The organism is Micropepsis pineolensis, assembly GCF_055392125.1.
In genome coordinates, this window is record NZ_AP042408.1 from 1,926,733 (window position 1) to 1,947,812 (window position 21,080).

A 21,080-nucleotide genomic window follows, 5' to 3' on the forward strand; every position below is an offset into this window, starting at 1 on the left:
ACCGTTTCAGTGCGGAACGGTTTTACGCAGAGCTTCTTTATATCAGAAGATCGGGGCAAGGGGGGAATTGCAGAATTTGCTTTCCCGGATAAAAGCCCTAAGCTTAAGCCTTAAAGGAGGACGCATGTTGGTCCCGAAGATGAAACGGCAATTTCATATCCCAATGCCCCATCCGGCGGTGTTCACGGCGGCGTTCATTGCTGCCATGCTGTCGGACCCGTTATCGGCACTGGCCACGCGCTATCATTATGCGCAGGTCTGGGCCTGGGTGGTGGCGGCGCTGGTTGGTATTATCGTGGTGTATATCCTTGAACGGCTGTTCAAGCGGCTGTTTCGGCGTAAAGCGAGAACGGATGCGTGAGAACGATGTTCGCCGGTTGATGCCGGCCCCCGCCGGCCATTTGTTGGGTACGTTTTTTGTTCCGCCGCGCAATATGGCGTCTTTCGCCACGTTGCCCGATGAAAGCCGTGGCCGGCTTTATCCGGAAGACGAAAGCGCCACCCGCACCTGTTACGCCCGCGACCGTGACCGCATCATACATTCCACCGCGTTTCGTCGCCTGATGCACAAGACCCAGGTGTTTTTGCATGGCAAGGGCGACTTATTCCGTACACGGCTGACCCATTCCCTGGAGGTCGCCCAGATTGCCCGCAGCTTTGCCCGCGTACTGGCGCTGGATGAAGATCTGGCCGAGGCGATTGCGCTGGCCCATGATGTCGGCCATGCCCCGTTTGGCCACACCGGTGAAGAAGCCCTTGATGCCTGTGCCAAGGATATTGGCGGCTTCGATCATAATGCCCATGCCTTACGGCTGCTCACCAAGCTCGAACATCGCTATGCCGCGTTCGACGGGCTTAATCTGACCTGGGAAATGCTGGAAGGGCTGGTCAAACATAACGGCCCGATCACCGGGGCCAAAAAGCCCATTCCGGCACCGATTGCGCGTTTCGATGCGCTGTGGTCGCTGGAGCTGGCTTCCTGGCCGGGGCTTGAGGCGCAGGTTGCGGCGCTGGCCGACGATATTGCCTATCTCAATCATGATATCGACGATGGTATGCGCTCGGGCCTGATCAGTCTTGATGTGCTGACCGAAGCGCCGTTTGCGGGTGATGCCATGCGCGAAGTGCGCAAGCTGTACGGCGACATCGAACGCGGCCGTCTGGTCGGCGAGATGATCCGCATTCTGATGGGGCAGATGACCGCCGATCTTCTGACCGAAACCAAAAGCAATCTGGTGGCGCAGGGGCCGTGGTCGGTGGCGGATATTCGTAAGGCGGGTAAACCGCTGGCCGGTTTCTCGCCGTCGGTGGCCAAGCGGATGGCGGCCCTCAAGCGCTATCTGTTCATCCGGCTCTATCGCCACCCGCAGGTGATCGAACAGCGCGAAAGGCAAAAAATCCTCATTCGCGAGCTGTATCAGGCATATTGTCATGACCCAAATTGGTTGCCTAAAGATTGGGCGAGCCTTTGCGATAAGCCGGGGGATGCCATTACGGCGCGAATAGTCCGTGATTACATCGCTGGGATGACAGATAATTTCGCGTTACAGGAATATGACCGGCTCTTCCACAGCGAAAACACGCCCTAGGGCGTGCTCTATGTCGTCGAGCGCTAGCTTGGGTGCTAGATTAGACAGGTATCTGATTCGGATTGGTACGGGACACTGGAATGTCAGGCTCTAAACGCGATTACGATGAGCGCGACGATCTGCAGGTTTTTGAAACCGGCGATGATCAGGATTCTGAAGGCTCCAGCCTTCTGATGGCAATCGTCATTTCTTTACTGGTGCTGGCGGCGCTGGGGTGTGTGGTGTGGATCGCCTATAACAACGGCGTTGCCCATGGCCACCGCGATGTGGCGATGCAGGCGATGTCGGCGGCGAAAGATACGCCGCTGGCCACGGGGGATGCGTCTTTACCCAAGAGCCAGGCCAAGGCCGAAGGCGAGGGGGATGGAACATCTGCCCCTGCGGCCCAGCCCGCGCCGGTTCAGGCTGCGGCTGCTCCGGCCCCGATTACCCAAAGTCAACAGGTTGCTAATGCCCCGGCTGCCAAGGCTGTGCCACAGGCGACCAAGCCGCCGGCGCAACTGATGCCGCCGCGGCCCTTGTCACAGGTCACGGCCCCTGCGGCCCCGGTACAGGCCCCTGCGGCTACGACAGCGGCTAAAGCGCCGACGCGTTTGCAGCCGCCCGCGTTGCCCACCGCAAAAGCACCGGCCCAGAAGCCGGTTACGGCTAAGCCGGTGGAAGCCAAACCCGAAGCCAAGCCCGTGGCGGCGCCCAAGCCTGCCGCTGCCAAGCCCGCTGAAAAGCCTGCTGAAAAAGCTGCCGTGACTGAAAAGCCGGTGGCCAAAACGGCGGCGAAGGCGGGTAGCTATATGCTGCAGCTTGGTGCCTACAAGACCGAGGCCGAGGCGGATGCCGCCTGGAAATCCTATAAGGCCAAGCATGCTGCGGCATTGGGCGGTGCGGCCCCCGACATCCAGAAAGCCGATCTGGGTGACAAGGGTACCTGGTACCGTCTGCGCACCGGTCCGTTCGCCAGCAAGGATGCGGCGGGTGCCCAGTGCGACAAGCTCAAAGCCGATGGCGGCTCGTGCTTCCCAGCCAAGTAAATGAGGGGCTATTGTGGGTGATATTCGTACGCGGGTGATTTTTGGCTGCTCCGGTTTGCATCTGACCGAGGCGGAGCGGGCCTTCTTTTCAGATGTTCGTCCGTGGGGCTTCATCCTGTTTGCCCGCAATATTGCTGATCCGGCTCAGGTCCGGGCGCTGGTGGCCGAATTGCGCGCCACTGTCGGCGACATTTCTACCCCGGTCCTGATCGATCAGGAAGGTGGCCGGGTTGCCCGCTTAAAGCCGCCGCACTGGAAGGCGCGGCCCCCGGCGGCCAATTTCGGCGCTCTGCATGCCGTGAATCCGGAAGCTGGCCGCGAGGCGGTCTATCTCAATGCTCGCCTGATTGCGCAGGATCTGTTCGATCTCGGGATCAATGTCGATTGTCTGCCGGTGCTGGATGTGCCGGTTGAAGGGGCAGATTCCATTATTGGCGACCGTGCCTATGCCAACGATCCGGCGACCATCATCACGCTGGGGCGGGCGACCATCGACGGTCTGATCGAGGGTGGGGTGCTGCCGGTGATGAAGCATGTGCCCGGCCATGGCCGCGCCACGCTCGATTCCCATAAGGCGCTGCCACGGGTGTCGGAAACCGCCGAAGCTTTGAGCGCCAGTGATTTTGTCACCTTCCGCAGCCTGAATTACTGCCCGCTGGCGATGACCGCCCATGTTGTATACGAGGCGTTTGATCCACACCGCCCGGCGACCTTGAGCCCCAAAGTGGTGCGCGATGTCATTCGTGGCGAAATTGGCTTCGACGGCGTGCTGATGAGCGATGATCTGTCGATGGGCGCACTGGAGGGGCCGCTCCGTGCCCGCACCAAGGCGGCGCTGTTCGCCGGTTGCGATATTGTTCTGCACTGCAATGGCGATATGGCCGAAATGCAGGAAGTTGCGACCGAGCTGAAGCCGATTGAGGCGGCGACCGAGCGGCGCATCAATCACATTCGTGCCGTGCTCAAAACACCCGGTGATTTTGATCCCGCGCAGGCCGAGGCCCGGCTGAACGCCCTGATGGCCGAACAGGTGGAGGCCCCTTGAGCCAGACGCCGAACGATACGACAGAAAGCTTTTCGGAAATCGAGTTGCCGCCAGCGACACCCGACGAGTTGTTGACCGTTGCGGTCGATGGCTTCGAAGGCCCGCTCGATCTGCTGTTATCGTTGGCGCGCAATCAGAAGGTCGATCTGGCTAAGATCTCGATCCTGAAGCTGGCCGAGCAATATCTGGTCTTTATTGAATCTGCCAAGCGGATGAATCTGGAGCTGGCCGCCGACTATCTGGTGATGGCGGCGTGGCTGGCCTATCTGAAGTCGCGCCTGCTGCTGCCCCCGCCGCACGAGGTCGAGGGTGAGCCGAGCGCCAGTGAAATGGCCATGCGCCTGCGCTGGCGGCTTTTGCGGCTGGAATATATCCGCGATGTGTCGGCCCGTCTGATGGCGGGCAACCGGCTTGATCGCGATGTCTTTGCCCGTGGTGCGCCCGAACCGGTGGCGGTGGTCAAACGCGCGCTTTATGTCGACTCGCTGTACGACCTTCTGACCGCCTATGCCGGTGGTCGGGGTAAGAAATTCAAAGGCGGCAGTTATACGCTGCCCAACCCGCCGGTCATTCAGATTGAAGAAGCCCGCATCCGTCTTGAACGGATGGTGGGCAAGATTCCGGACTGGAACGGCTTCCTTAATCTGATGCCGACGGAATGGGCCGGTGGCACCCGCCGTGTGTCGGCCATCGCCAGTATGCTGCTGGCCTGTCTGGAGCTGACCCGCGACGGCCGCATGGAAATGCGTCAGCTGGGGCCGTTTGAAGAAATTTTCGTCAAGGATAGGGCGAGGGCCGCCACATGAACGAGACTGTACGACAAGACGATGTGACCGATGCTGTGGAAGCGGGCGATGCCCCCATTGTGGTTGAGACGGCAGGCGCCGATGTCACCCCTGCGGCAGATGTTGCGGCAGCCCCCGTGGCGGCGCCCCAAGGCGAGACTGTCGAAGCCGAAGAGGATGATGGCTCCGTTAACATCGAGCATCTGCGTATGGCTGAGGCACTGTTGTTTGCTGCCGGTGAACCGCTCGACGAGAAGATCCTGGCCGGGTCTTTACCCGAAGGTGCCAAGGTTCCGCGGCTGATTGCCGAACTGGAACGGATTTATGAAAAGCGCGGCGTAACCCTTGTTGGTGTCGCAGGAAAATGGCAATTCCGTACGGCGCCGGATCTGGCTTTTTTGCTGCGCAAAGAGAAGCCGGAGCAGAAGCGGTTGTCGCGTGCGGCAATCGAAACGCTGGCGATTATCGCCTATCATCAGCCGGTCACCCGCGCCGAAATCGAAGACATTCGTGGTGTGGCGCTGTCCAAGGGCACCCTCGATACCCTGATGGAAATCGGCTGGGTCAAGATTCGTGGCCGCAAGCGCACGCCGGGCCGTCCGGTGACCTATGGCACCTCGGAAGCGTTCCTGATCCAGTTCGGTCTGGAGAATATTGGCGTGTTGCCGGGCATGGAAGAACTGAAGGCGGCGGGCTTTCTGGAATCCATTCCGCCGTCGGGGTTTGATGTTCCGGCACCGAGCGAAGATCTGGCACCGGACGAAGACCCCTATGATGGTGAAGAAGAGGGGGACGAATTGGCCGAACCAATTTCGCCCGCGGATATGCCTTCCCCATTGTGAGTTTTGACTTTTCGTCGCACAATAGCGGTGGGAAAGGGCATCTTTGCATTCCGGTTTTTCCGGAAGGAGGAAGCCGCATGAAACGCATGAAAATTCTGTCCGCGTATCTTTCTGCCTCGTGTTTGCCAGCCATGGCGCTCCTGACGGCAGGGATTCTGCTGGCGGCCGGGGCAAGCTGGGCCGATCCGCCCGCCAATTCCCCCGCAAGTCCGCCGTCCGATGCGGCCGTTGTGCCAACGCCGACCCCGGCACCGCCGGTGCCCGCAACGGCCAAGCCGCATCAGATCTGTCTGGATGCTGGCAATATCGACCATCTGTCTTACCCCGATGACAAGACCATTGTGTTTCATATGCGCGGGGGCAAAGCCTGGCGCAATGATCTGAAACGCACGTGCCCGGGGCTGAAATTCGAACAGGCCATCGCCTATGAAATCCGCGGTGGCAGCATCTGCGGCAACATGCAGGTGGTCTATGTTATGCGGCGCTGGACGCCCTGCATGCTGGGTGCGTTCACAGCTATTCCGCCCAAGGATGCAGTAAAGGACGCCCCGAAGGACGTTCCCGCTGATGCGCCTAAAGATGCAGCACCAGAAAAATAGCGCTGTCTGAAGCGCCCCCGTCGGAATTACGGTCTGCATTTATAAAAGGGTCGCAGCTGCACGCTGGGGCCCTTTTTCTGATTGCGCTTTGGTAGCGCTCCCACTACTGTTAAGGGTATCGGCTTAGAAAACAATAACGGCCGATTCCGGGGCGGGAACCATCAGGCTTTGAGATCTGCGGCTCGTCCCCGTGCGTTTAAGGTCCATCGGCGTCAGGCCGGGGGCATGAAACAGGGCAGGAGATAGGGGACAAGACGCGTATGATGCAGAAACTTTCGGTGTCCGAGAAGGTCGGTTACGCCCTCGGTGATATGGCCGCGAATTTCATTTTCCAGGCCATGATTGCGTTACAGCTGGATTTTTACACCCACACCTTTGGCCTCAGCGCCGGTGAGGCGGGAACGCTGTTCCTGGTCGTCGGTCTGGGTGTGGCATGTTTTAATCCCGTCATGGGCATGATTGCCGACCGCACGGTATCGCGCTGGGGCAAGTTCCGGCCCTGGCTGTTATGGACAGCGGTGCCCTTCGGCATCATCGGTGTGCTCACCTTCACCACGCCTGACATCAGCCCGATGGCCAAGATCATCTATGCCTGGACGACTTATATCCTGCTGCGGGTGATCTATACCGTCAACAATGTGCCATACGCCTCGATGACGGCAGTGATGACCGAGGACCCGGACGAACGCACCTCGATCTCCTCCTATCGTCAGATTGCGGCCAATCTGGCCGGGTTCATCATCGCTTCGCTCGCCATTCCGATGGTGAAGTTCTTCGGCCACGGCAATGATGCGCTGGGCTATCAGCTCACCATGGGGTTGCTGTCACTGTTAAGCGTGATCTTCTTCATCATCGCCTTCCTTACCACCAGGGAACGCATCCAGCCCAATCCGGAACAGAAGAACGCGCTGGGGCAGGATCTGAAAGACCTGTTTGGCAATAAGCCCTGGGTCATCCTGTTTCTGGTCACCACCTTCTATTTCATTGCGGTGCTGATCCGCGGCAATGTCATGCTGCCCTATTTCCGGTTTGTTGTCGGCAATGTCGATCTGTATGCTTGGTTCAACGGTTTCGGTCTGGCGGCATTGCTGGTCGGGGTGGCCTGTTCGACCTTTGTCTCGGTCCGGCTTGGCAAGCGTGAGCTGTTCATCGCCTCGATGGCGCTGACCGGTCTGTTCACCATGGCGCTTTATGTGCTGCCGCCCCGGGCCAACACTCTGATTATTATCACCGAGGTGTTGCGCCAGTTCGCCTTTGGTCTGTCGGGCCCCATTCTGTGGGCGATGATGGGCGATGTGGCCGATTACGGCGAATGGAAAACCGGTCGGCGTGCTTCCGGCACGGTGACGGCGGCGGTGGTGTTCGCACTGTGGCTTGGCATTGCGCTGGGTGGGGCGATCGCTGGCTGGCTGTTCTCGTTCTATGGCTTTGCATCGGATGCCACCGTGCAATCGGCGGCGGCGCAGGGCGGCATTATGCTGACCGCCAGCTTCTATGCCGGTCTGGCCTTCCTGATCGCGGCGGGGTTCCTGTGCCTCTATCCCTTGTCGCGCGAGCGAAATCAGGAAATTGCCAACGAGCTGATCGAACGGCGCAAAAGCTTCGCCAAAGTCTGAAGCCGGGTGCGGGCGGCGGGAAAAATCCTGCCGCCCCCCCTATGCCATCATAATAAAAATCGAGGAAACCCATGTCCACTTTGCGTCCATTATCCTGCCCCATCGGTTTTAATGCCCAGCATTCACCCATGGGCGCTTTTATGAGCTTTACCTGCGGCAATCCCGGCACGCGGGGCGGCATTGGCCTGCAGATTGGTCAGCCCGCCGATCAGGAAATTTTTGTCGGCCTGATTGATGGTGACCGCTACAGCGATACACCGCTCCAAAGCCTGCCGTTTTATGTCGGTGCGGCCAGTACGGCTGCGGACGCCTTTTTGGTCGAGCAGGCGGGGCCCGCCGAACAGAATGTGCGCCCTGATGCGGTGCCGTTCGATCTGAAGGATGTCACCCGTCAGTATGGCTGGGCCACGGACCGCTGGACCGCGGGCGGGATGACATTCGCGATCTATTCGCCGTTTGGCAGTATTGCCGACCCCGATAAAGCCAGTGTGATGCAGATGCGCGCCGGTTTGCTGCCAGCCGTGGTGGCCGAGCTGACCATCGATAATTCCACCGGCACCAAGCCGAAAACCGGTATCTTCGCGCTCAATTATCCGCATCCCGGTCCGCGTATGATCACCGATGATCTGGGGCTTCAGCGCATTGGCTTTGCCTGTCGCCGGGCCGAAGGTGTGGCCGCCGAAGTCGTCGATGTCGTAAGCGGTGCCAGGGTGCAGCCCTTTGGCTTCATGCGTTGGTCGGCGACCGACGGTATCCGTGAAAAGCATAATCCGGTGCATCTGCTGGGTTCGTGCCCCGGCGTTGGTTTCGAAGTTCCGGCGGGCAAAACCTACAAGATGGTGCTGGCTATCGGTTCCTATCTGGAAGGTTTTCAGACCACCGGGCTGAACGGGCGCTATCTCTACACGCGCTATTTCACCGGTCTGGCGGATGTTTTGAGCGATGCGCTGAACCGCGCGCCCGAACTGATTGCCGAATCTGCCGCGCTGGATGCCAAACTGGCCGGGTCAAAGCTGTCGGCCGATCAGCAGTTCCTGATCGCCCATGCCACCCACAGCTATTACGGCAGCACCCAGCTTCTGGAGATTGAAGGCAAGCCGTTCTGGGTGGTGAACGAGGGTGAGTATTGCATGATGAACACCCTAGATCTGTCGGTTGATCACGTCTTCTGGGAACTGGATCGCAATCCTTGGGTGGTGCGCAATCTGCTGGATAATTTCGTCGCCAAATACAGCTATAATGACGAGGTTAAGGTCTATCAGGGCGATGCGGTCAATGGCGGGACGGACCGTCAGCTTGATCCGTCACAACCGCCGCCGCCGCCCGATGCGGCCCAGCTGGCGCGGCCCTATGACAAGGCGCCGGGCGGCGTCAGCTTCTGCCACGATATGGGGGCGCACAACAATTTCGCGCCACAGGGCCGGTCGAGCTACGAGCTGGCCAATCTGACCGGCTGCTTCAGCTATATGACGCAGGAACAGCTGTGCAACTGGGTGCTGACCGCGGGGTGTTACGAGGCCAAGACGCGCGATACGGATTGGCTTAAAGCCAATACCATGGTGGTCGATGCCTGTCTGACCAGTATGATAAACCGTGGTGGCGAGGTGGGCTTTGCCCAGTATGACAGCACCAAATGCGCGGGCGGGCAGGAAATCACCACCTATGACAGCCTGGACCATTCGCTGGCCCAGACCCGCAATAACGTCTACATGGCGGTCAAATGCTGGGCGAGCTATCGCACGCTGGCACTGTTGTTCCGCGATCTGGGCGATGCGGCCAAGCAGAAGCAGTGCGAAACCTGGGCGGAAAAGGTTGCCGCCGTGGTCGCCGATCAGGCGGTAGACGGGGTGTTGCCAGCCATCTTTGAAATGCACAATCCCGGCTATGCCTCGCGCATTCTGCCCGCGGTGGAGGGGTGCGCCTATCCGCTCTATTATGCCGAAACCGGTTATGCCGGGGTGGCGGCCGATCAGATCTATGCCTCGGCTGCCGAGAAGCGGATGTACGATGCCCTTAAAGTGCACACCGAAAAACTGCTAACCGATCCGCAGCGGCGCAATCTGTTTGCCGATGGCGGGATCAAGCTTTCCTCGACCAGCAACAATTCGTGGATGAGCAAGATCTCGATCTTCCTGCATGTGACGCGCAAGGTGTTCGGGCTTGATGCCGATCCCGCCGTGGCCGCCGTGTTGCAGAAGGCCGATGCCGCCCATGTCGGTTGGCAGGTGGTGGGCAGTGCCTATTGGGCCTGTTGCGACCAGATCGTGTCGGGCGAGGGCAAGGCCAGCCGCTACTATCCACGCATCATTACCAGTGCCCTCTGGCTGGGATGATGGTATTTCTGGTGTCCCACCACGGCTATGGTCAGGCCTGCGGTGGGTGCCGGGTGGGGGGCGTGATGCAGCCCTTGAAGTTTAAAGTGAGACAGATCATGCGGGTAAAAGCCTTACTGTTGCCGGTGCTGTTCGTGTCGGCGTTTTCCATCTGTGCCGCGGCGGCAGCCCCGGCCACGCTGAGCGGGGCGTATGGGGCAAGCTTCCACGTTGGCGCAGCGCTCAACGCCGATATTTTTTCCGGGAAAGACGGGCAGAGCAGCGCCATCGTCGTGCGTGAGTTCAACACCATCTCACCCGAGAACGCGCTGAAATGGGCGAGCCTTCATTCCACGCCGAACCAGTATGATTTCACCGCCGCTGATAAATATGTCGATTTCGGTGTGGCCCATCACATGTACACCGTTGGCCATGTGCTGGTGTGGCATCAGCAGACGCCGGACTGGGTGTTTCAGGATGCAGGCAAGCCGGTGTCGCGCGACGTGCTGCTCAAGCGTCTGCACGATCACATCTTCACCGTGGTCGGTCGCTATAAGGGCAGGATCAAATCCTGGGATGTGGTCAACGAAGCGCTGAATGATGATGGCAGTTTGCGCGCGTCGCCCTGGCTGAAAATTATCGGCGAGGAGTATATCACCATCGCGTTTCAGTATGCCCACGAAGCTGATCCGTCGGCCGAGCTGACCTATAACGACTATACGCTGGAAATTCCGGCCAAACGGGCTGGGGCGCTGGCGCTGATCAAAAAGCTCAAAGCCGCCGGGGTGCCGGTCACCACCGTCGGGATGCAGAGCCACGATACCTTAAGCTGGCCGTCCGCTGCCGATACCGACGCTGCCATCACCGATTTTGGCAAACTGGGTGTGAAGGTGGCGATCACCGAGCTGGATGTCGATGTGCTGCCGCGTGATCCATCCTTACGCGGGGCCGACATTACCGTGAAAATGGCGCAAAGTCCGGCGCTGAACCCCTATGCGGGCGGCCTCACCGATCTGGCAGAGCAGCAACTGGCCAGCCGTTATGCCGAGCTGTTCGCCATCTATTACCGTCACCGGGATGTGGTGAACCGGGTGACCTTCTGGGGCGTCACCGATGGTGGAAGCTGGCTCAATGACTGGCCGATCCATGGCCGCACCAATTACCCGCTGTTGTTCAACCGCAATGGTTCCGCCAAGCCTGCCTATGATGCGGTCATGGCGGTACCAAAGCCATAAGAAATACGCATAAAACAAAAACGGCGAGGGGGACCCCGCCGTTTTTTGTTGTGCCGTTTGGTAGTGGGTTTTAGTCCTCGCTAAGTGGCACCAGTGCGGCCTTGCCGTTCTTGATTGCGATAGCCAGCTTGCCGCTGCGCAAGGCAACCGCATCTTTGCCATAGAGTTCGGCGCGCCAGCCACTCAGCACGGCAAGGCCATCGTCTTCTTCGGCTGCCAGCGTTTCGATATCGTCGGTCGAGGCGATCAGGCGCGGGGCAACCCCGGCTTCCTCGGCTTTTAGCCGCAGTAACGCCTTGAGCAGATCGACGGTCGCTGCCGGGGTTTCATGATGGCGCTTCGGCTTGGTATCGGCCGCATCAAACACCATCGGCGGGGCATTGCGGCTTTCTTCCAGTGCTTCCAGCAGTGTCTTGCCCATGCGTGAGGCGGCAAAGCCCTTAGGCACGGCCCGGATCTGTTCGAGCATCTCGGCATTCGCCGGGGGATTGGCGGCGATCTCCAGCAGCACTTCGTCCTTCAGCACGCGGCCACGCGGGGTGTCACGGGTCTGGGCCTCACGCTCGCGCCAGGCGGCAACCACCGCCAGGGTGGTGAGGAAGCGTTTGCTGGTCGTGCGCGGCTTTAGCCGCCTCCAGGCCGTGGCCGGGTCCAGCACATAGAGCTTTTCATCCTGCAGGGCGCGGATTTCTTCGGCCACCCAGGCGTCACGACCGGTTTCGTTCAGTTCGGTGGTGAGCTTTTCATAGATCACGCGCAGATGGGTGACATCAGCCAGGGCATATTCGAGCTGGCGCTTGCTTAAAGGGCGGCGCGACCAGTCGGTAAAGCGGGCCGATTTGTCGAGCTGCACCCCGACCAGCTTGCGGGCGAGCGTTTCATAGGACGCCGCCTCGCCAAAGCCGCACACCATCGCCGCGATCTGGGAATCGAACAGCGGATGGGGGATGGCGTGGCCAAGGTTCCAGAAAATCTCGATATCCTGCCGACCGGCATGCAACACCTTGACGATGTTGGGGATGGTCAGGATTTCAAAAAATGGCGTAAGATCAATGCCTTCCGCCAGGGGGTCGACTATCGCCTCTATCCCCGGGGCTGCAATCTGCAGCAGGCAGAGCTTAGGCCAATAGGTCGAATCCCGCATGAACTCGGTATCGAGTGCGACAAAGGGGGCTGTTTTGAGTTCCGCCGTCAGCTCAGCCAGGGCTGCCGTGGTTTCAATGATGCGCATAGTAACAAGGCATAGCCGGATTCGGGCCGGGCCGCAAAATATGCAGCCCCGGGAGGCGATGCGCCGCATGCCGAATTTTTACTGCCGTGTGCGCGAGATGTTTTTGTCTCGCGCACAGGTTTTGGCATGGTCTCAGATGATAAATGTTGCGCAAAGCCCCAAATGGTCAGAAAGGTAAAGCGTGTTGCCTTGTGCCTGATTGTTGGCCGGAACCATGGCGATTGATTTTACAGTTTTGGCAAGGTCTGGTGCTGACCAGATATAGTCAACACGCTCCGACAGGGCTGGCGTCGCCCATGTGTAGTTAAGCCCGTTCGGGTCGAGCTTCGCCTGAATATCGACGAACCCCTTAGCGTTGAACAGATCAAAACATGCGTCGGATGGTGTAGCATTCAAATCGCCCACCAGAACAAACATCGATCCGCCCGTCTTTGTGACGATGAGTTCTAAAATTTGATCAGATGCTTCTATACGTGCAGTATCATCCAGTGGATAATGCGTATTAAGAACCGTAATCTTGGCATTTCCCTGTGTTTTGATGTCGGCGTACTGGACTATCCGGGTGTTGCCATCGGTGCCGTGGGGAATGCTGACAGAGCCTTCGTTACTCAGCGGCAGGGTTGAGAGAATGGACAGGCTTTCCCATATTTTACCTTCCGTGTATGTGCATTCAAGTGCGGTAAAGCTATTCCAAACCAAGCCCTTTTGATTGGCATTCAACAGGGTGATGATTTGCGCGCCCATATCCGCAGGAGTATCCGGGGCGGCAATAGAATGATTGCTCCAGTACTGGGGCGCATAGGTATTGAAGGCGTTGTTCACATTATACCGGTTTTCGGTCAAGCAAACGACGCTGGCCCCACTGTTTTGGATTGCTTGCGCGATATAACCAAGCCGGTCCAGCCAGCCAGGGTGGTCGTCGTAATTGGCAAGATTAAGCGTTATTAGTTTGAGCATTTTTCCCTCCACAAATTTTAGGTTGTACATACTATAACATACAACCAATAAGTGCAATTTGTGGAGGGAGAAAATCCTTATTCAGCGGGCAGGCCAACAACACGGCCGGGTACACCGCCGACATCCAGATAATGGGTGTTGCCCACCACCTGGGTCTTAACCACGGTTTGCAGGCCGTCGGCGGTTTTGGGCGAGGCGATGGTGCGCATCTCGACCTTAACCGGCTTGCCATCCTTGAGGGCTTCTTCCATCACCCGGCCGGTCAGGGTGCCGGGGCCATTCAGGCTGATGCCGAGCAGTTTGGCGGCGGTTGGTGCAACGTCCATATTCCCAACCGGTGAAGATACTTGCGCACCGGTCTTAAAGTCCGGCCCGATGGCCGCCATGAAGTTGCGGGTGTCGGCCCGGCTGAAGCTGCCATGGTTGCCGTGGCCGGTGGCCAGCGACGTATCAGACAGTTCTACGGCGCACAAAAGTTCACCCAGCGTACAGCCCTTGGCAACAAAACTGCGCAGAGCGAGAATAATCGTTGGCTGCGGAACCTTAGACGAGCCAATCATGTTGATCTGGCTCATCGGTACGGCCCCGGCGAAATCCCCCGGCTTGCCGTCGATAACGGCATCGTTAACGAACAGACCGCCGGTATAGGGTGCTGTCGCCAGCTTTGCGATCAGCTTGCTGGCGATGGCCCGGCGGTTCGGCCCTTCGGGGACATAGATGAATTCGGTATTGCCGTTGGAAACCAGAATGGCTTCCGGCTTTTCGGCACTGTCGCCAATCAGGGCATAACCGGTGGGGTGTTCGCCGCTGGCCAGATCGACTTCGGCATTGGCGCGCATCGGGTCGAAGATTTTGCGGCCGAGCCAATCGGCGACATCAAGGGCCAGAAAACCCGAGGGCAGGGTGCTGTTCGGAATTTCGCCATCTGCCGTGGGAATGCCTTTGCCGATGGTTGAAAAGCCATGGTCCGCCACCACAATAACGTCGGTATTGCCGTCGAGGCCCTGGAATTTCAGTGCATCAAGAATGGCTTTTAAGTCTCTGTCAGCGTTATAGATTGCGGAACGGTCATTGGTCGAATTGATGCCGGGAACCAGCTTGCCTTCGCTGTCGGCGGCGGCGTGCTGGGTGGCATCAGGGTCGCGCGACCAGTACAGCATGGCGAACGGCTTGCCGCTTTGCTTGAGGCGCGGGATCAGCACCTGGGTGACGGCATTTTGCTGATAGGCCTGCTGGGCCAGGTTGGGGGCAGATGTATCGGCCGGGGCGGCAAGGCCGGTCGCGGCTTTGATCTCGGCGGCGAGCGGTCCGCCGATGGTCGGGCTGAATTCGCTCTTGTTGGTCGATTCATCGATGAAAATGCCCACCGGGCCCTCAACGCTGTCGTTCTTGCTGTCGAGTGCGGGCAGATACTGAATGGCCAGCGGACCCTTCTTGCCAACCAGAACGGTGTTGATACCGGCCTGGCGCGCTGCTTGAAGAAGTGTCGTTTGTGCGATGTAATCATTAGAGAAATGTGATTTTATATCGCGCAAAATGCAGTTGTCTTCGACAAAGGCCAGCGGAGCGCCCTCGGCACATTTCACCGGGAAGCCCGTGTAAAAACTGTTGGCATAGTTGCCGGTATCGCCCGGCATGTGGCCAGTGGCAATTACCGCGGCGTTGACCGTGGTCAACGTCGGATAGGCCGAATGGCTCGACGTGAAATCGACCCCCTCGCGGCGAATCTTTAAAAAGGTCGGTCCGGTCTCCGGGGTGACGCTGTCATAGCGCAGTCCGTCGGCGACAAAGATAACGACATTACGCCCACTTACCGGTGCAGCCGCAGCGCTGTTCGCGCCTGCCGCGACCAATCCGGCCAGACCGCCTGCCAAACCAAAGCAAAAGCACCGGCTTAAAAGCCAATGTTTCATGACAATACCCCTTTCAGACTCGTTGCGGGCAGTCTATGCAGCGTTTGTGACACTTGTAACAAGCATTAAACCCTTGACCAGATGGCCGGAAAAGGCCCACATACCCGCCATTTCTGCGTGAAGATTAAGGAAGTAAGGAACAGCCATGCACGCCTATCGCACACATACTTGCGGCCAGCTTCGCCCCAGTGACGTCGGAACCACTGTCCGGCTGTCGGGGTGGGTTCACAGAAGGCGCGATCATGGCGGGTTGGTGTTCATCGATTTACGCGATCATTACGGCCTGACCCAGTGCGTGATCGAGCCGGATTCGAAGGCTTTTGCCGAAGTCGACAAGGTGCGCTCGGAATGGGTCGTCACGCTGACTGGTAAGGTCGTGGCCCGTGATGCCGAAGCGGTCAATCCCGATCTGCCCACCGGTGGGATCGAACTGCGCATTGAAGCCATTTCGGTCGAATCCCGCGCGGCCGAGCTGCCGCTGCCGGTGTTTGGTGATCTCGACTACCCGGAAGATACCCGGCTGAAATATCGCTTCCTCGATTTGCGCCGTGAACGGCTGCACAAGAACATCCTGCTGCGGTCGAAGGTCATCACCTCGATCCGCCAGCGCATGGTGGCGCAGGGCTTCACCGAATATCAGACCCCGATCCTGACAGCTTCCTCGCCGGAAGGCGCGCGCGACTTTCTGGTGCCTTCGCGCATTCACCCCGGCAAGTTCTATGCCCTGCCGCAGGCCCCGCAGCAGTTCAAGCAGCTTCTGATGGTGGCGGGCTTTGACCGCTATTTCCAGATTGCGCCCTGCTTCCGCGATGAAGACGCCCGTGCTGACCGCAGCCCCGGCGAATTCTATCAGCTTGATGTCGAGATGAGCTTCGTCACGCAGGACGATGTCTTTGCCGCCATCGAGCCGGTGCTGGCCGGTGTGTTCGAGGAATTTGCCGACGGCCGTACCGTGTCCAAGGCCCCCTTCGTGCGCATCCCCTACGATGAATCGATGCTCAAATATGGCGTCGACAAGCCGGATTTGCGCAACCCGATCGAAATCGTCGATGTGTCGGATATTTTCGACCGTGACGATGTCGCCTTCAAGGCGTTCAAGAACAAAACCGTGCGCGCCATTCCGGCCCCCGGTGCGGCAGGCAATCCGCGTTCCTTCTTCGACAAGATCAACGAGTGGGCCCGTGCCGAACTGGGCACCCCCGGCCTTGGCTATATTGTGTTCGAGGATGTCGGCGGCGTGCTCACCGGCAAAGGACCGATTGCCAAGTTCCTGCCCACTGAGGCGCAGGCGGAACTGGCGGCCCGTGCCAAGGTTGGCCCCGGCGATGCCGTGTTCTTCTCGGCCGATACCAAGGCGCTGCGTGCGGCCGGTGTGGCCGGTCAGGCCCGTATCCGTTTGGGCCGCGAACTGAACCTGATCGACGAGAAGCGCTTTGAATTCTGCTGGATCGTTGATTTCCCGATGTATGAGTGGGACGAGGACGAGAAGAAGATCATCTTCTCGCATAACCCCTTCTCGATGCCGCAGTTCGATCGTGAGAAGTTCCTGACCCTGGATGCCAACGACCGCGACACCTTGCTGGGCATCAAGGCGTTCCAGTATGACATCGTTTGCAATGGTATCGAGCTGTCTTCGGGTGCTATCCGTAACCATGATCCGGAAGTCATGCTCAAGGCCTTCGAGATCTCCGGTTACAAGCGCGAGGAGACCGAGGAAAAGTTCGCTGGCATGCTGAACGCCTTCCGTTATGGCGCGCCGCCGCATGGTGGCACCGCGCCGGGCATCGACCGCATCGTCATGCTGCTGGCCGGTGTCGATAACTTACGCGATGTCATCGTGTTCCCGATGAATCAGAAGGCGCAGGATCTGATGATGAATGCGCCGGCCGAAGCCTCGCTCAAGCAGCTGCGCGAACTGCATATCCGCGTCGTGCTGCCGGAAAATAAGTGAGCCCCCGGCGGCTGTATGTTTTATGGGGGGCGCTGCTCGTTGCGGGCTGCGCCTCTTCTTCCGAGCCGGTCAGTTTAAGCGACGGGCTGCATGCGCTGGTCGGTCAGAAGACTGACGCGGCGGTAACCCGGCTGGGCGCGCCGCCAAGCATCCATCACACCAAAGACGGCACCCAGTATGTCTGGACCGCCCGGGCGCCTTCCTCGGCACCGGGTGGCAAGCATGCGGCGGCCAACAATGCCCGTGGGGCGGAAGTTGCGGCGGCGCTGCGCTCCACCCCCAACGCGGTCACACCGCCACAGCCCTGCACCATCACCATGTCGGCAGACAAAAGCGACAAAATCCGTTCGTTCCGTATTTCGGGCGACGGTCATTGCGAATATTTTGAACAGGCTTTTGCGGGCAAGCCCTAAAGCGGCGGGGCCGCTTCGAGAAAATCGGCGACGAATTTGGTCTTCGGGGCAGATTTTAGCGCGTCCGGTGTACCGAACTGCTCGATCACGCCCTTGTTCATCACCGCGACCAGATCGGCGACGCTGAAGGCTTCGTCCTGATCGTGGGTGACGAACACCGTGGTCAGACCCAGCCGGGCGTGCAGGGCTTTAAGCCAGACGCGCAGCTCTTTGCGCACCTTGGCATCGAGCGCACCAAAGGGTTCGTCGAGCAGCAGCAGCTTCGGCTCGATCGCCAGCGCCCGGGCCAGCGCCACACGCTGGCACTGACCGCCGGAAAGCTGTGACGGATAGCGCCCGCCCAAACCTTCCAGTTGCACCAGCTCCAGCAATTGCTCGACCCGTAACCGAATATCGGCTTTGGTGGGGCGGGTGCGGCGCGGGCGGATTTTGAGTCCAAAGGCGATGTTGGCCGCCACCGTCATGTGGCGGAACAGGGCATAGTTCTGAAACACGAAACCGGTGCGCCGGGCGCGCGATGGCAGGCTTAACAGATCGGCCCCGTCAAACTGCACCGTGCCGGAGGCGGGTACTTCCAGCCCGCCCAAAATCCGCAGCAGGGTGGTTTTGCCCGATCCCGATGGTCCCAGCAGCGCGATAAAGGCCCCGGCAGGCGCGGTGAAGCTGGCACCGTTCAGCGCCGGATAGGTGCCGAAATCTTTGACCAGGGACTGCACAATCAACGACACAGGGCAAAACTCCTTAAAATCAATGGCGGTGGGCGGCGGCCAGTTCGTCGGCATAACGCCATTCCATCAGTCCCTTCAGCACCAGCGTCACCAGCGCCAGCAGCGCCAGCAGGCCGGCGACCGCAAAAGCCCCCACCATCTGATAATCATTGTACAGCACTTCGACCTGCAGCGGCATGGTGTTGGTCAGGCCGCGGATATGGCCACTGATCACCGACACCGCGCCGAATTCGCCCATGGCACGGGCGTTACACAACAGCACGCCATAGAGCAGCCCCCATTTGATATTGGGCAGCGTGACGTTCCAGATGGTTTGCCAGCCGGTGGCCCCCAGTGACAGCGCCGCTTCCTCTTCGGTGCGGCCCTGATCCTGCATCAGGGGGATCAGCTCGCGCGCGACAAAGGGCACGGTGACGAACAGAGTGGCCAGAATAATGCCGGGCAGGGCAAAGACGATCTTGATATCCCAGTCGCGTAACGTTTCACCGAGCCAGCCCTGCAGCCCGAAGATCAGCACATAGACCATGCCGGACACCACCGGCGAAATGGCGTAAGGCAGATCGATCAGCGCGGTCAGCAGACTTTTGCCACGAAAGTCGAATTTGGCAATCGCCCACGCCGCCGCCACCCCGAACAGGGCGTTCAGCGGTACGCTGATGACGGCGGCGATCAGGCTGATGCGGATGGCCGAAAGTGTGTCGGTCGTGATGATGGCATCCCAGGCCAGCCGCCAGCCAGCCGCCAACGCCTCGCTAAAGACCAGGATCAGCGGCAGCAGCAGGAACAGGGCAACGAAGCCAACCGCAATGGCGATCAGTAGCAGCCGCAAGGCCGGGGCTTCATCATGCGGGCCGGTGATGGGCTTCATTGGCGCCTCGCGGCAGCAAAGTGCAGCAGGTTCAGCACCACGGCGATCAGGAACGAGGCTGTCACCATGATGACGCCGATGGCGGCGGCCCCTTCGTAATCATACTGTTCCAGTTTGGTGACGATCAGCAGTGGGGCGATTTCCGAAACCGCCGGAATATTACCGGCAATGAAAATGACCGAGCCATATTCGCCCACCGCCCGGGCGAAGGCGAGCGCCGCACCGGTCAGAAGCGCTGGCGTCAGGGCGGGCAGCACGACATGCCACAGGGTTTGCCAGCGGCTGGCCCCCAAGGTGGCGGCGGCATCCTCGGCATCCTGATTAAGTTCGGCAATAACCGGCTGCAGGGTGCGCACGACAAAGGGCAGGCCAACAAAGGTTAGCGCCACAATCACCCCCAGCGGGGTATAGGAGACTTTCAGGCCCAGCCGCATCAGCGGTTCACCGAGCCAGCCATGCGGGGCATAGAGCGCGGACAGGGCAATGCCCGCCACCGCGGTGGGCAGTGCGAAAGGCAGGTCCACCAGCGCATCAATAAAGCGCCGTCCGGTGAAGCGATAGCGGGTCAGTACCCAGGCCAGGATCAGGCCGAAAAACGCATTGATCAGCGCGGCGATCAGCGCCCCGCCAAACGATAGCCGTAACGCCGCCTGCACCCGGGTATCGCTCAAGATTTCCCAAAAACCGCTAAAGCCAAGCGAGAGCGGACGCAGGAACAGCGCCATCAGCGGGATCAGTATCAACGCCGAGATGTAGAACAGCGTAAAGCCAAGCGTCAGGCCAAAGCCGGGCAGAATACTGCCGGTGTCACGCCGTTTGAAGAGCTGCGCAATTTTCATCTGCCGGGCTTATAGATTTGGTCGAAGATACCGCCATCGGCGAAATGTACTGCATTGGCTTTCTGCCAGCCGCCGAAGACGCCATCGACTGTATAGAGTTTAGCAATTTTGGGAAAGGTGGCGGCGTGGGCTGCCAGCACCTTGGCATCCCGCGGGCGATAGAAGTTGCGGGCCTCGATTTCCTGCGCTGCCGGGCTGTACAAAAAGCGCAGATAGGCTTCGGCCACTTTACGGCTGCCGTGGCGGTCGACATTTTTGTCGAGCAGGGCCACCGGCGGTTCCGCCAGAATGGAGCTGGGCGGATAGACGATTTCGAACTTGTCGCCGCCATGCTCTTTCAGCGCCAGATGGGCCTCGTTCTCCCAGGTCAGCTGCACATCACCTAAGCCCCGCTGGACAAAGGTGACGGTGGCCCCGCGGGCGCCGGTGTCGAGCACCGGCACATGCTGGTAAAGTTGAGCGACGAAGTCGCGGGCCTTTTGCGCATTACCCCCAGCGCGGTTCAGGCCATAGGCCCAGGCCGCCAGATAGGCCCAGCGTGCGCCCCCAGAGGTTTTCGGGTTCGGGGTCACCACCTGTACGCCCGGTTTGATCAGGTCGCCCCAGTTGCGGATATGCTTGGGGTTACCCTTGCGCACCAGAAAGACGTAAGTGGAAGTGTAGGGCGTGCTGTTGGCGGGCAGACGCTTCTGCCAGTCCGTCGGCAGCAGGCGGGCCCGGGTGGCAATGGCATCGATATCATAGGCCAGCGCCAGCGTTACGACATCGGCATCCAACCCCTCGATCACCGAACGGGCCTGCGCGCCCGATCCGCCATGAGACTGGTTGATCACCACAGTCTGGCCGGTTTGGGCTTTCCAGTCTTTGGCAAAGGCGGCGTCGATGTCGCGGTATAACTCGCGTGTCGGATCATAGCTGACATTGAGCAGGCGGATATCCCCGGCCATACTGGGGGCCACAACCAAAAGTAACAAGGCGATAAACTGGGCGATCCGGTGCATGGCGATTCCTCATGTCAGACACGTAAAATTAAACTCTACATTCTCTACAAGGTCAATATAGTTACCAAAAGCAAAAACGGCCGCTGCATTGCTGCGGCGACCGTTTGATAGGATGTCAGACGTGCGAT

Annotated in this window: 19 protein-coding genes; 12 read left to right on the top strand and 7 right to left on the bottom strand. The window is 59.5% G+C overall.

What is annotated here, in order from left to right; translation table 11 throughout:
- Positions 1-124: 124 nt before the first annotated feature.
- The 10 genes from ACZ5RI_RS08640 to ACZ5RI_RS08685 all read left to right on the top strand — a co-directional run bounded on the left by ACZ5RI_RS08640 (position 125) and on the right by ACZ5RI_RS08685 (position 11,051).
- The gene (locus ACZ5RI_RS08640; protein ID WP_464511210.1) at positions 125-361 is read left to right on the top strand and encodes a hypothetical protein; all 237 of its coding nucleotides are present in this window, start codon (positions 125-127) and stop codon (positions 359-361) included.
- Complete coding sequence (locus tag ACZ5RI_RS08645) at positions 354-1,589, top strand: deoxyguanosinetriphosphate triphosphohydrolase (RefSeq protein ID WP_464511213.1); 1,236 nt, start codon at positions 354-356, stop codon at positions 1,587-1,589. Before ACZ5RI_RS08640 ends, ACZ5RI_RS08645 begins: the two co-directional genes overlap by 8 nt.
- Positions 1,590-1,669: 80 nt before the next feature.
- On the top strand, positions 1,670-2,617 hold the full coding sequence (locus ACZ5RI_RS08650; RefSeq protein ID WP_464511216.1) for an SPOR domain-containing protein: 948 nt from the start codon (positions 1,670-1,672) through the stop codon (positions 2,615-2,617).
- Positions 2,618-2,630: 13 nt separating this feature from the next.
- Positions 2,631-3,662: a beta-N-acetylhexosaminidase gene (gene nagZ / locus ACZ5RI_RS08655; protein ID WP_464511223.1), complete on the top strand. Its 1,032-nt coding sequence runs from the start codon at positions 2,631-2,633 to the stop codon at positions 3,660-3,662.
- Positions 3,659-4,468 carry a segregation and condensation protein A gene (locus ACZ5RI_RS08660; protein WP_464511228.1) on the top strand — a complete coding sequence of 270 codons (810 nt, stop codon included), beginning with the start codon at positions 3,659-3,661 and terminating at the stop codon, positions 4,466-4,468. Before nagZ ends, ACZ5RI_RS08660 begins: the two co-directional genes overlap by 4 nt.
- Positions 4,465-5,289 carry an SMC-Scp complex subunit ScpB gene (scpB, locus tag ACZ5RI_RS08665; RefSeq protein ID WP_464511231.1) on the top strand — a complete coding sequence of 275 codons (825 nt, stop codon included), beginning with the start codon at positions 4,465-4,467 and terminating at the stop codon, positions 5,287-5,289. The genes ACZ5RI_RS08660 and scpB overlap by 4 nt, the downstream gene beginning before the upstream one ends.
- Positions 5,290-5,366: 77 nt before the next feature.
- Positions 5,367-5,888, top strand: coding sequence for a DUF6491 family protein (locus ACZ5RI_RS08670; protein ID WP_464511234.1), 522 nt, complete (start codon positions 5,367-5,369; stop codon positions 5,886-5,888).
- 260 nt (positions 5,889-6,148) lie between these two features.
- Positions 6,149-7,504, top strand: coding sequence for an MFS transporter (locus ACZ5RI_RS08675; RefSeq protein ID WP_464511240.1), 1,356 nt, complete (start codon positions 6,149-6,151; stop codon positions 7,502-7,504).
- Between the two features lie 140 nt (positions 7,505-7,644).
- A complete protein-coding gene (locus ACZ5RI_RS08680) occupies positions 7,645-9,837 on the top strand; it encodes a glycoside hydrolase family 52 protein (RefSeq protein WP_464511245.1) in 2,193 nt (730 codons plus the stop codon).
- Positions 9,838-9,935: 98 nt separating this feature from the next.
- Complete coding sequence (locus tag ACZ5RI_RS08685) at positions 9,936-11,051, top strand: endo-1,4-beta-xylanase (protein WP_464511249.1); 1,116 nt, start codon at positions 9,936-9,938, stop codon at positions 11,049-11,051.
- Positions 11,052-11,121: 70 nt separating this feature from the next.
- Here the strand turns inward: ACZ5RI_RS08685 and rnd are convergent, their stop codons facing one another.
- The 3 genes from rnd to ACZ5RI_RS08700 all read right to left on the bottom strand — a co-directional run bounded on the left by rnd (position 11,122) and on the right by ACZ5RI_RS08700 (position 15,152).
- The gene (gene rnd, locus ACZ5RI_RS08690) at positions 11,122-12,282 is read right to left on the bottom strand and encodes a ribonuclease D (RefSeq protein ID WP_464511252.1); all 1,161 of its coding nucleotides are present in this window, start codon (positions 12,280-12,282) and stop codon (positions 11,122-11,124) included.
- A gap of 132 nt (positions 12,283-12,414) precedes the next feature.
- Positions 12,415-13,239 carry an endonuclease/exonuclease/phosphatase family protein gene (locus ACZ5RI_RS08695; RefSeq protein ID WP_464511255.1) on the bottom strand — a complete coding sequence of 275 codons (825 nt, stop codon included), beginning with the start codon at positions 13,237-13,239 and terminating at the stop codon, positions 12,415-12,417.
- Positions 13,240-13,316: 77 nt separating this feature from the next.
- Positions 13,317-15,152, bottom strand: coding sequence for an alkaline phosphatase family protein (locus ACZ5RI_RS08700; RefSeq protein ID WP_464511258.1), 1,836 nt, complete (start codon positions 15,150-15,152; stop codon positions 13,317-13,319).
- Between the two features lie 145 nt (positions 15,153-15,297).
- Here ACZ5RI_RS08700 and aspS point away from each other — a divergent pair, with 145 nt between their 5' ends.
- Both aspS and ACZ5RI_RS08710 read left to right on the top strand, forming a co-directional pair.
- Positions 15,298-17,103 (top strand): aspartate--tRNA ligase, encoded by a 1,806-nt coding sequence (gene aspS, locus ACZ5RI_RS08705; RefSeq protein ID WP_464511261.1) that lies wholly within the window; start codon positions 15,298-15,300, stop codon positions 17,101-17,103.
- Positions 17,100-17,516, top strand: a complete 417-nt coding sequence (locus tag ACZ5RI_RS08710; protein ID WP_464511265.1) for a hypothetical protein — start codon at positions 17,100-17,102, stop codon at positions 17,514-17,516. The genes aspS and ACZ5RI_RS08710 overlap by 4 nt, the downstream gene beginning before the upstream one ends.
- Here the strand turns inward: ACZ5RI_RS08710 and ACZ5RI_RS08715 are convergent.
- Genes ACZ5RI_RS08715 through ACZ5RI_RS08730 form a run of 4 tightly spaced genes read right to left on the bottom strand, consistent with a single transcriptional unit; the run spans position 17,513 to position 20,898 of the window.
- A complete protein-coding gene (locus tag ACZ5RI_RS08715; protein ID WP_464511269.1) occupies positions 17,513-18,298 on the bottom strand; it encodes a sulfate/molybdate ABC transporter ATP-binding protein in 786 nt (261 codons plus the stop codon). The two genes, ACZ5RI_RS08710 and ACZ5RI_RS08715, sit on opposite strands and share 4 nt — an antisense overlap.
- Positions 18,264-19,112, bottom strand: a complete 849-nt coding sequence (cysW, locus tag ACZ5RI_RS08720) for a sulfate ABC transporter permease subunit CysW (protein ID WP_464511273.1) — start codon at positions 19,110-19,112, stop codon at positions 18,264-18,266. The genes ACZ5RI_RS08715 and cysW overlap by 35 nt, the downstream gene beginning before the upstream one ends.
- Entirely contained in the window at positions 19,109-19,951 is an 843-nt protein-coding gene (gene cysT, locus ACZ5RI_RS08725) for a sulfate ABC transporter permease subunit CysT (RefSeq protein WP_464511276.1), read from the bottom strand. The genes cysW and cysT overlap by 4 nt, the downstream gene beginning before the upstream one ends.
- Positions 19,948-20,898, bottom strand: coding sequence for a sulfate ABC transporter substrate-binding protein (locus tag ACZ5RI_RS08730; RefSeq protein WP_464515576.1), 951 nt, complete (start codon positions 20,896-20,898; stop codon positions 19,948-19,950). Before ACZ5RI_RS08730 ends, cysT begins: the two co-directional genes overlap by 4 nt.
- Positions 20,899-21,080 lie beyond the last annotated feature (182 nt).

What these genes read in the sequence shown, in the direction of transcription:
- ACZ5RI_RS08640 (WP_464511210.1), top strand. Translation starts at nt 125, where the DNA reads ATGTTGGTCCCGAAGATGAAACGGCAATTTCATATCCCAATGCCCCAT.
- ACZ5RI_RS08645 (WP_464511213.1), top strand. Translation starts at nt 354, where the DNA reads ATGCGTGAGAACGATGTTCGCCGGTTGATGCCGGCCCCCGCCGGCCAT.
- ACZ5RI_RS08650 (WP_464511216.1), top strand. Translation starts at nt 1,670, where the DNA reads ATGTCAGGCTCTAAACGCGATTACGATGAGCGCGACGATCTGCAGGTT.
- scpB (WP_464511231.1), top strand. Translation starts at nt 4,465, where the DNA reads ATGAACGAGACTGTACGACAAGACGATGTGACCGATGCTGTGGAAGCG.
- ACZ5RI_RS08670 (WP_464511234.1), top strand. Translation starts at nt 5,367, where the DNA reads ATGAAACGCATGAAAATTCTGTCCGCGTATCTTTCTGCCTCGTGTTTG.
- ACZ5RI_RS08675 (WP_464511240.1), top strand. Translation starts at nt 6,149, where the DNA reads ATGATGCAGAAACTTTCGGTGTCCGAGAAGGTCGGTTACGCCCTCGGT.
- ACZ5RI_RS08680 (WP_464511245.1), top strand. Translation starts at nt 7,645, where the DNA reads ATGAGCTTTACCTGCGGCAATCCCGGCACGCGGGGCGGCATTGGCCTG.
- ACZ5RI_RS08685 (WP_464511249.1), top strand. Translation starts at nt 9,936, where the DNA reads ATGCGGGTAAAAGCCTTACTGTTGCCGGTGCTGTTCGTGTCGGCGTTT.
- rnd (WP_464511252.1), bottom strand. Translation starts at nt 12,282, where the DNA reads ATGCGCATCATTGAAACCACGGCAGCCCTGGCTGAGCTGACGGCGGAA.
- ACZ5RI_RS08695 (WP_464511255.1), bottom strand. Translation starts at nt 13,239, where the DNA reads ATGCTCAAACTAATAACGCTTAATCTTGCCAATTACGACGACCACCCT.
- ACZ5RI_RS08700 (WP_464511258.1), bottom strand. Translation starts at nt 15,152, where the DNA reads ATGAAACATTGGCTTTTAAGCCGGTGCTTTTGCTTTGGTTTGGCAGGC.
- aspS (WP_464511261.1), top strand. Translation starts at nt 15,298, where the DNA reads ATGCACGCCTATCGCACACATACTTGCGGCCAGCTTCGCCCCAGTGAC.
- ACZ5RI_RS08715 (WP_464511269.1), bottom strand. Translation starts at nt 18,298, where the DNA reads ATGCCGACGAACTGGCCGCCGCCCACCGCCATTGATTTTAAGGAGTTT.
- cysW (WP_464511273.1), bottom strand. Translation starts at nt 19,112, where the DNA reads ATGAAGCCCATCACCGGCCCGCATGATGAAGCCCCGGCCTTGCGGCTG.
- cysT (WP_464511276.1), bottom strand. Translation starts at nt 19,951, where the DNA reads ATGAAAATTGCGCAGCTCTTCAAACGGCGTGACACCGGCAGTATTCTG.
- ACZ5RI_RS08730 (WP_464515576.1), bottom strand. Translation starts at nt 20,898, where the DNA reads ATGGCCGGGGATATCCGCCTGCTCAATGTCAGCTATGATCCGACACGC.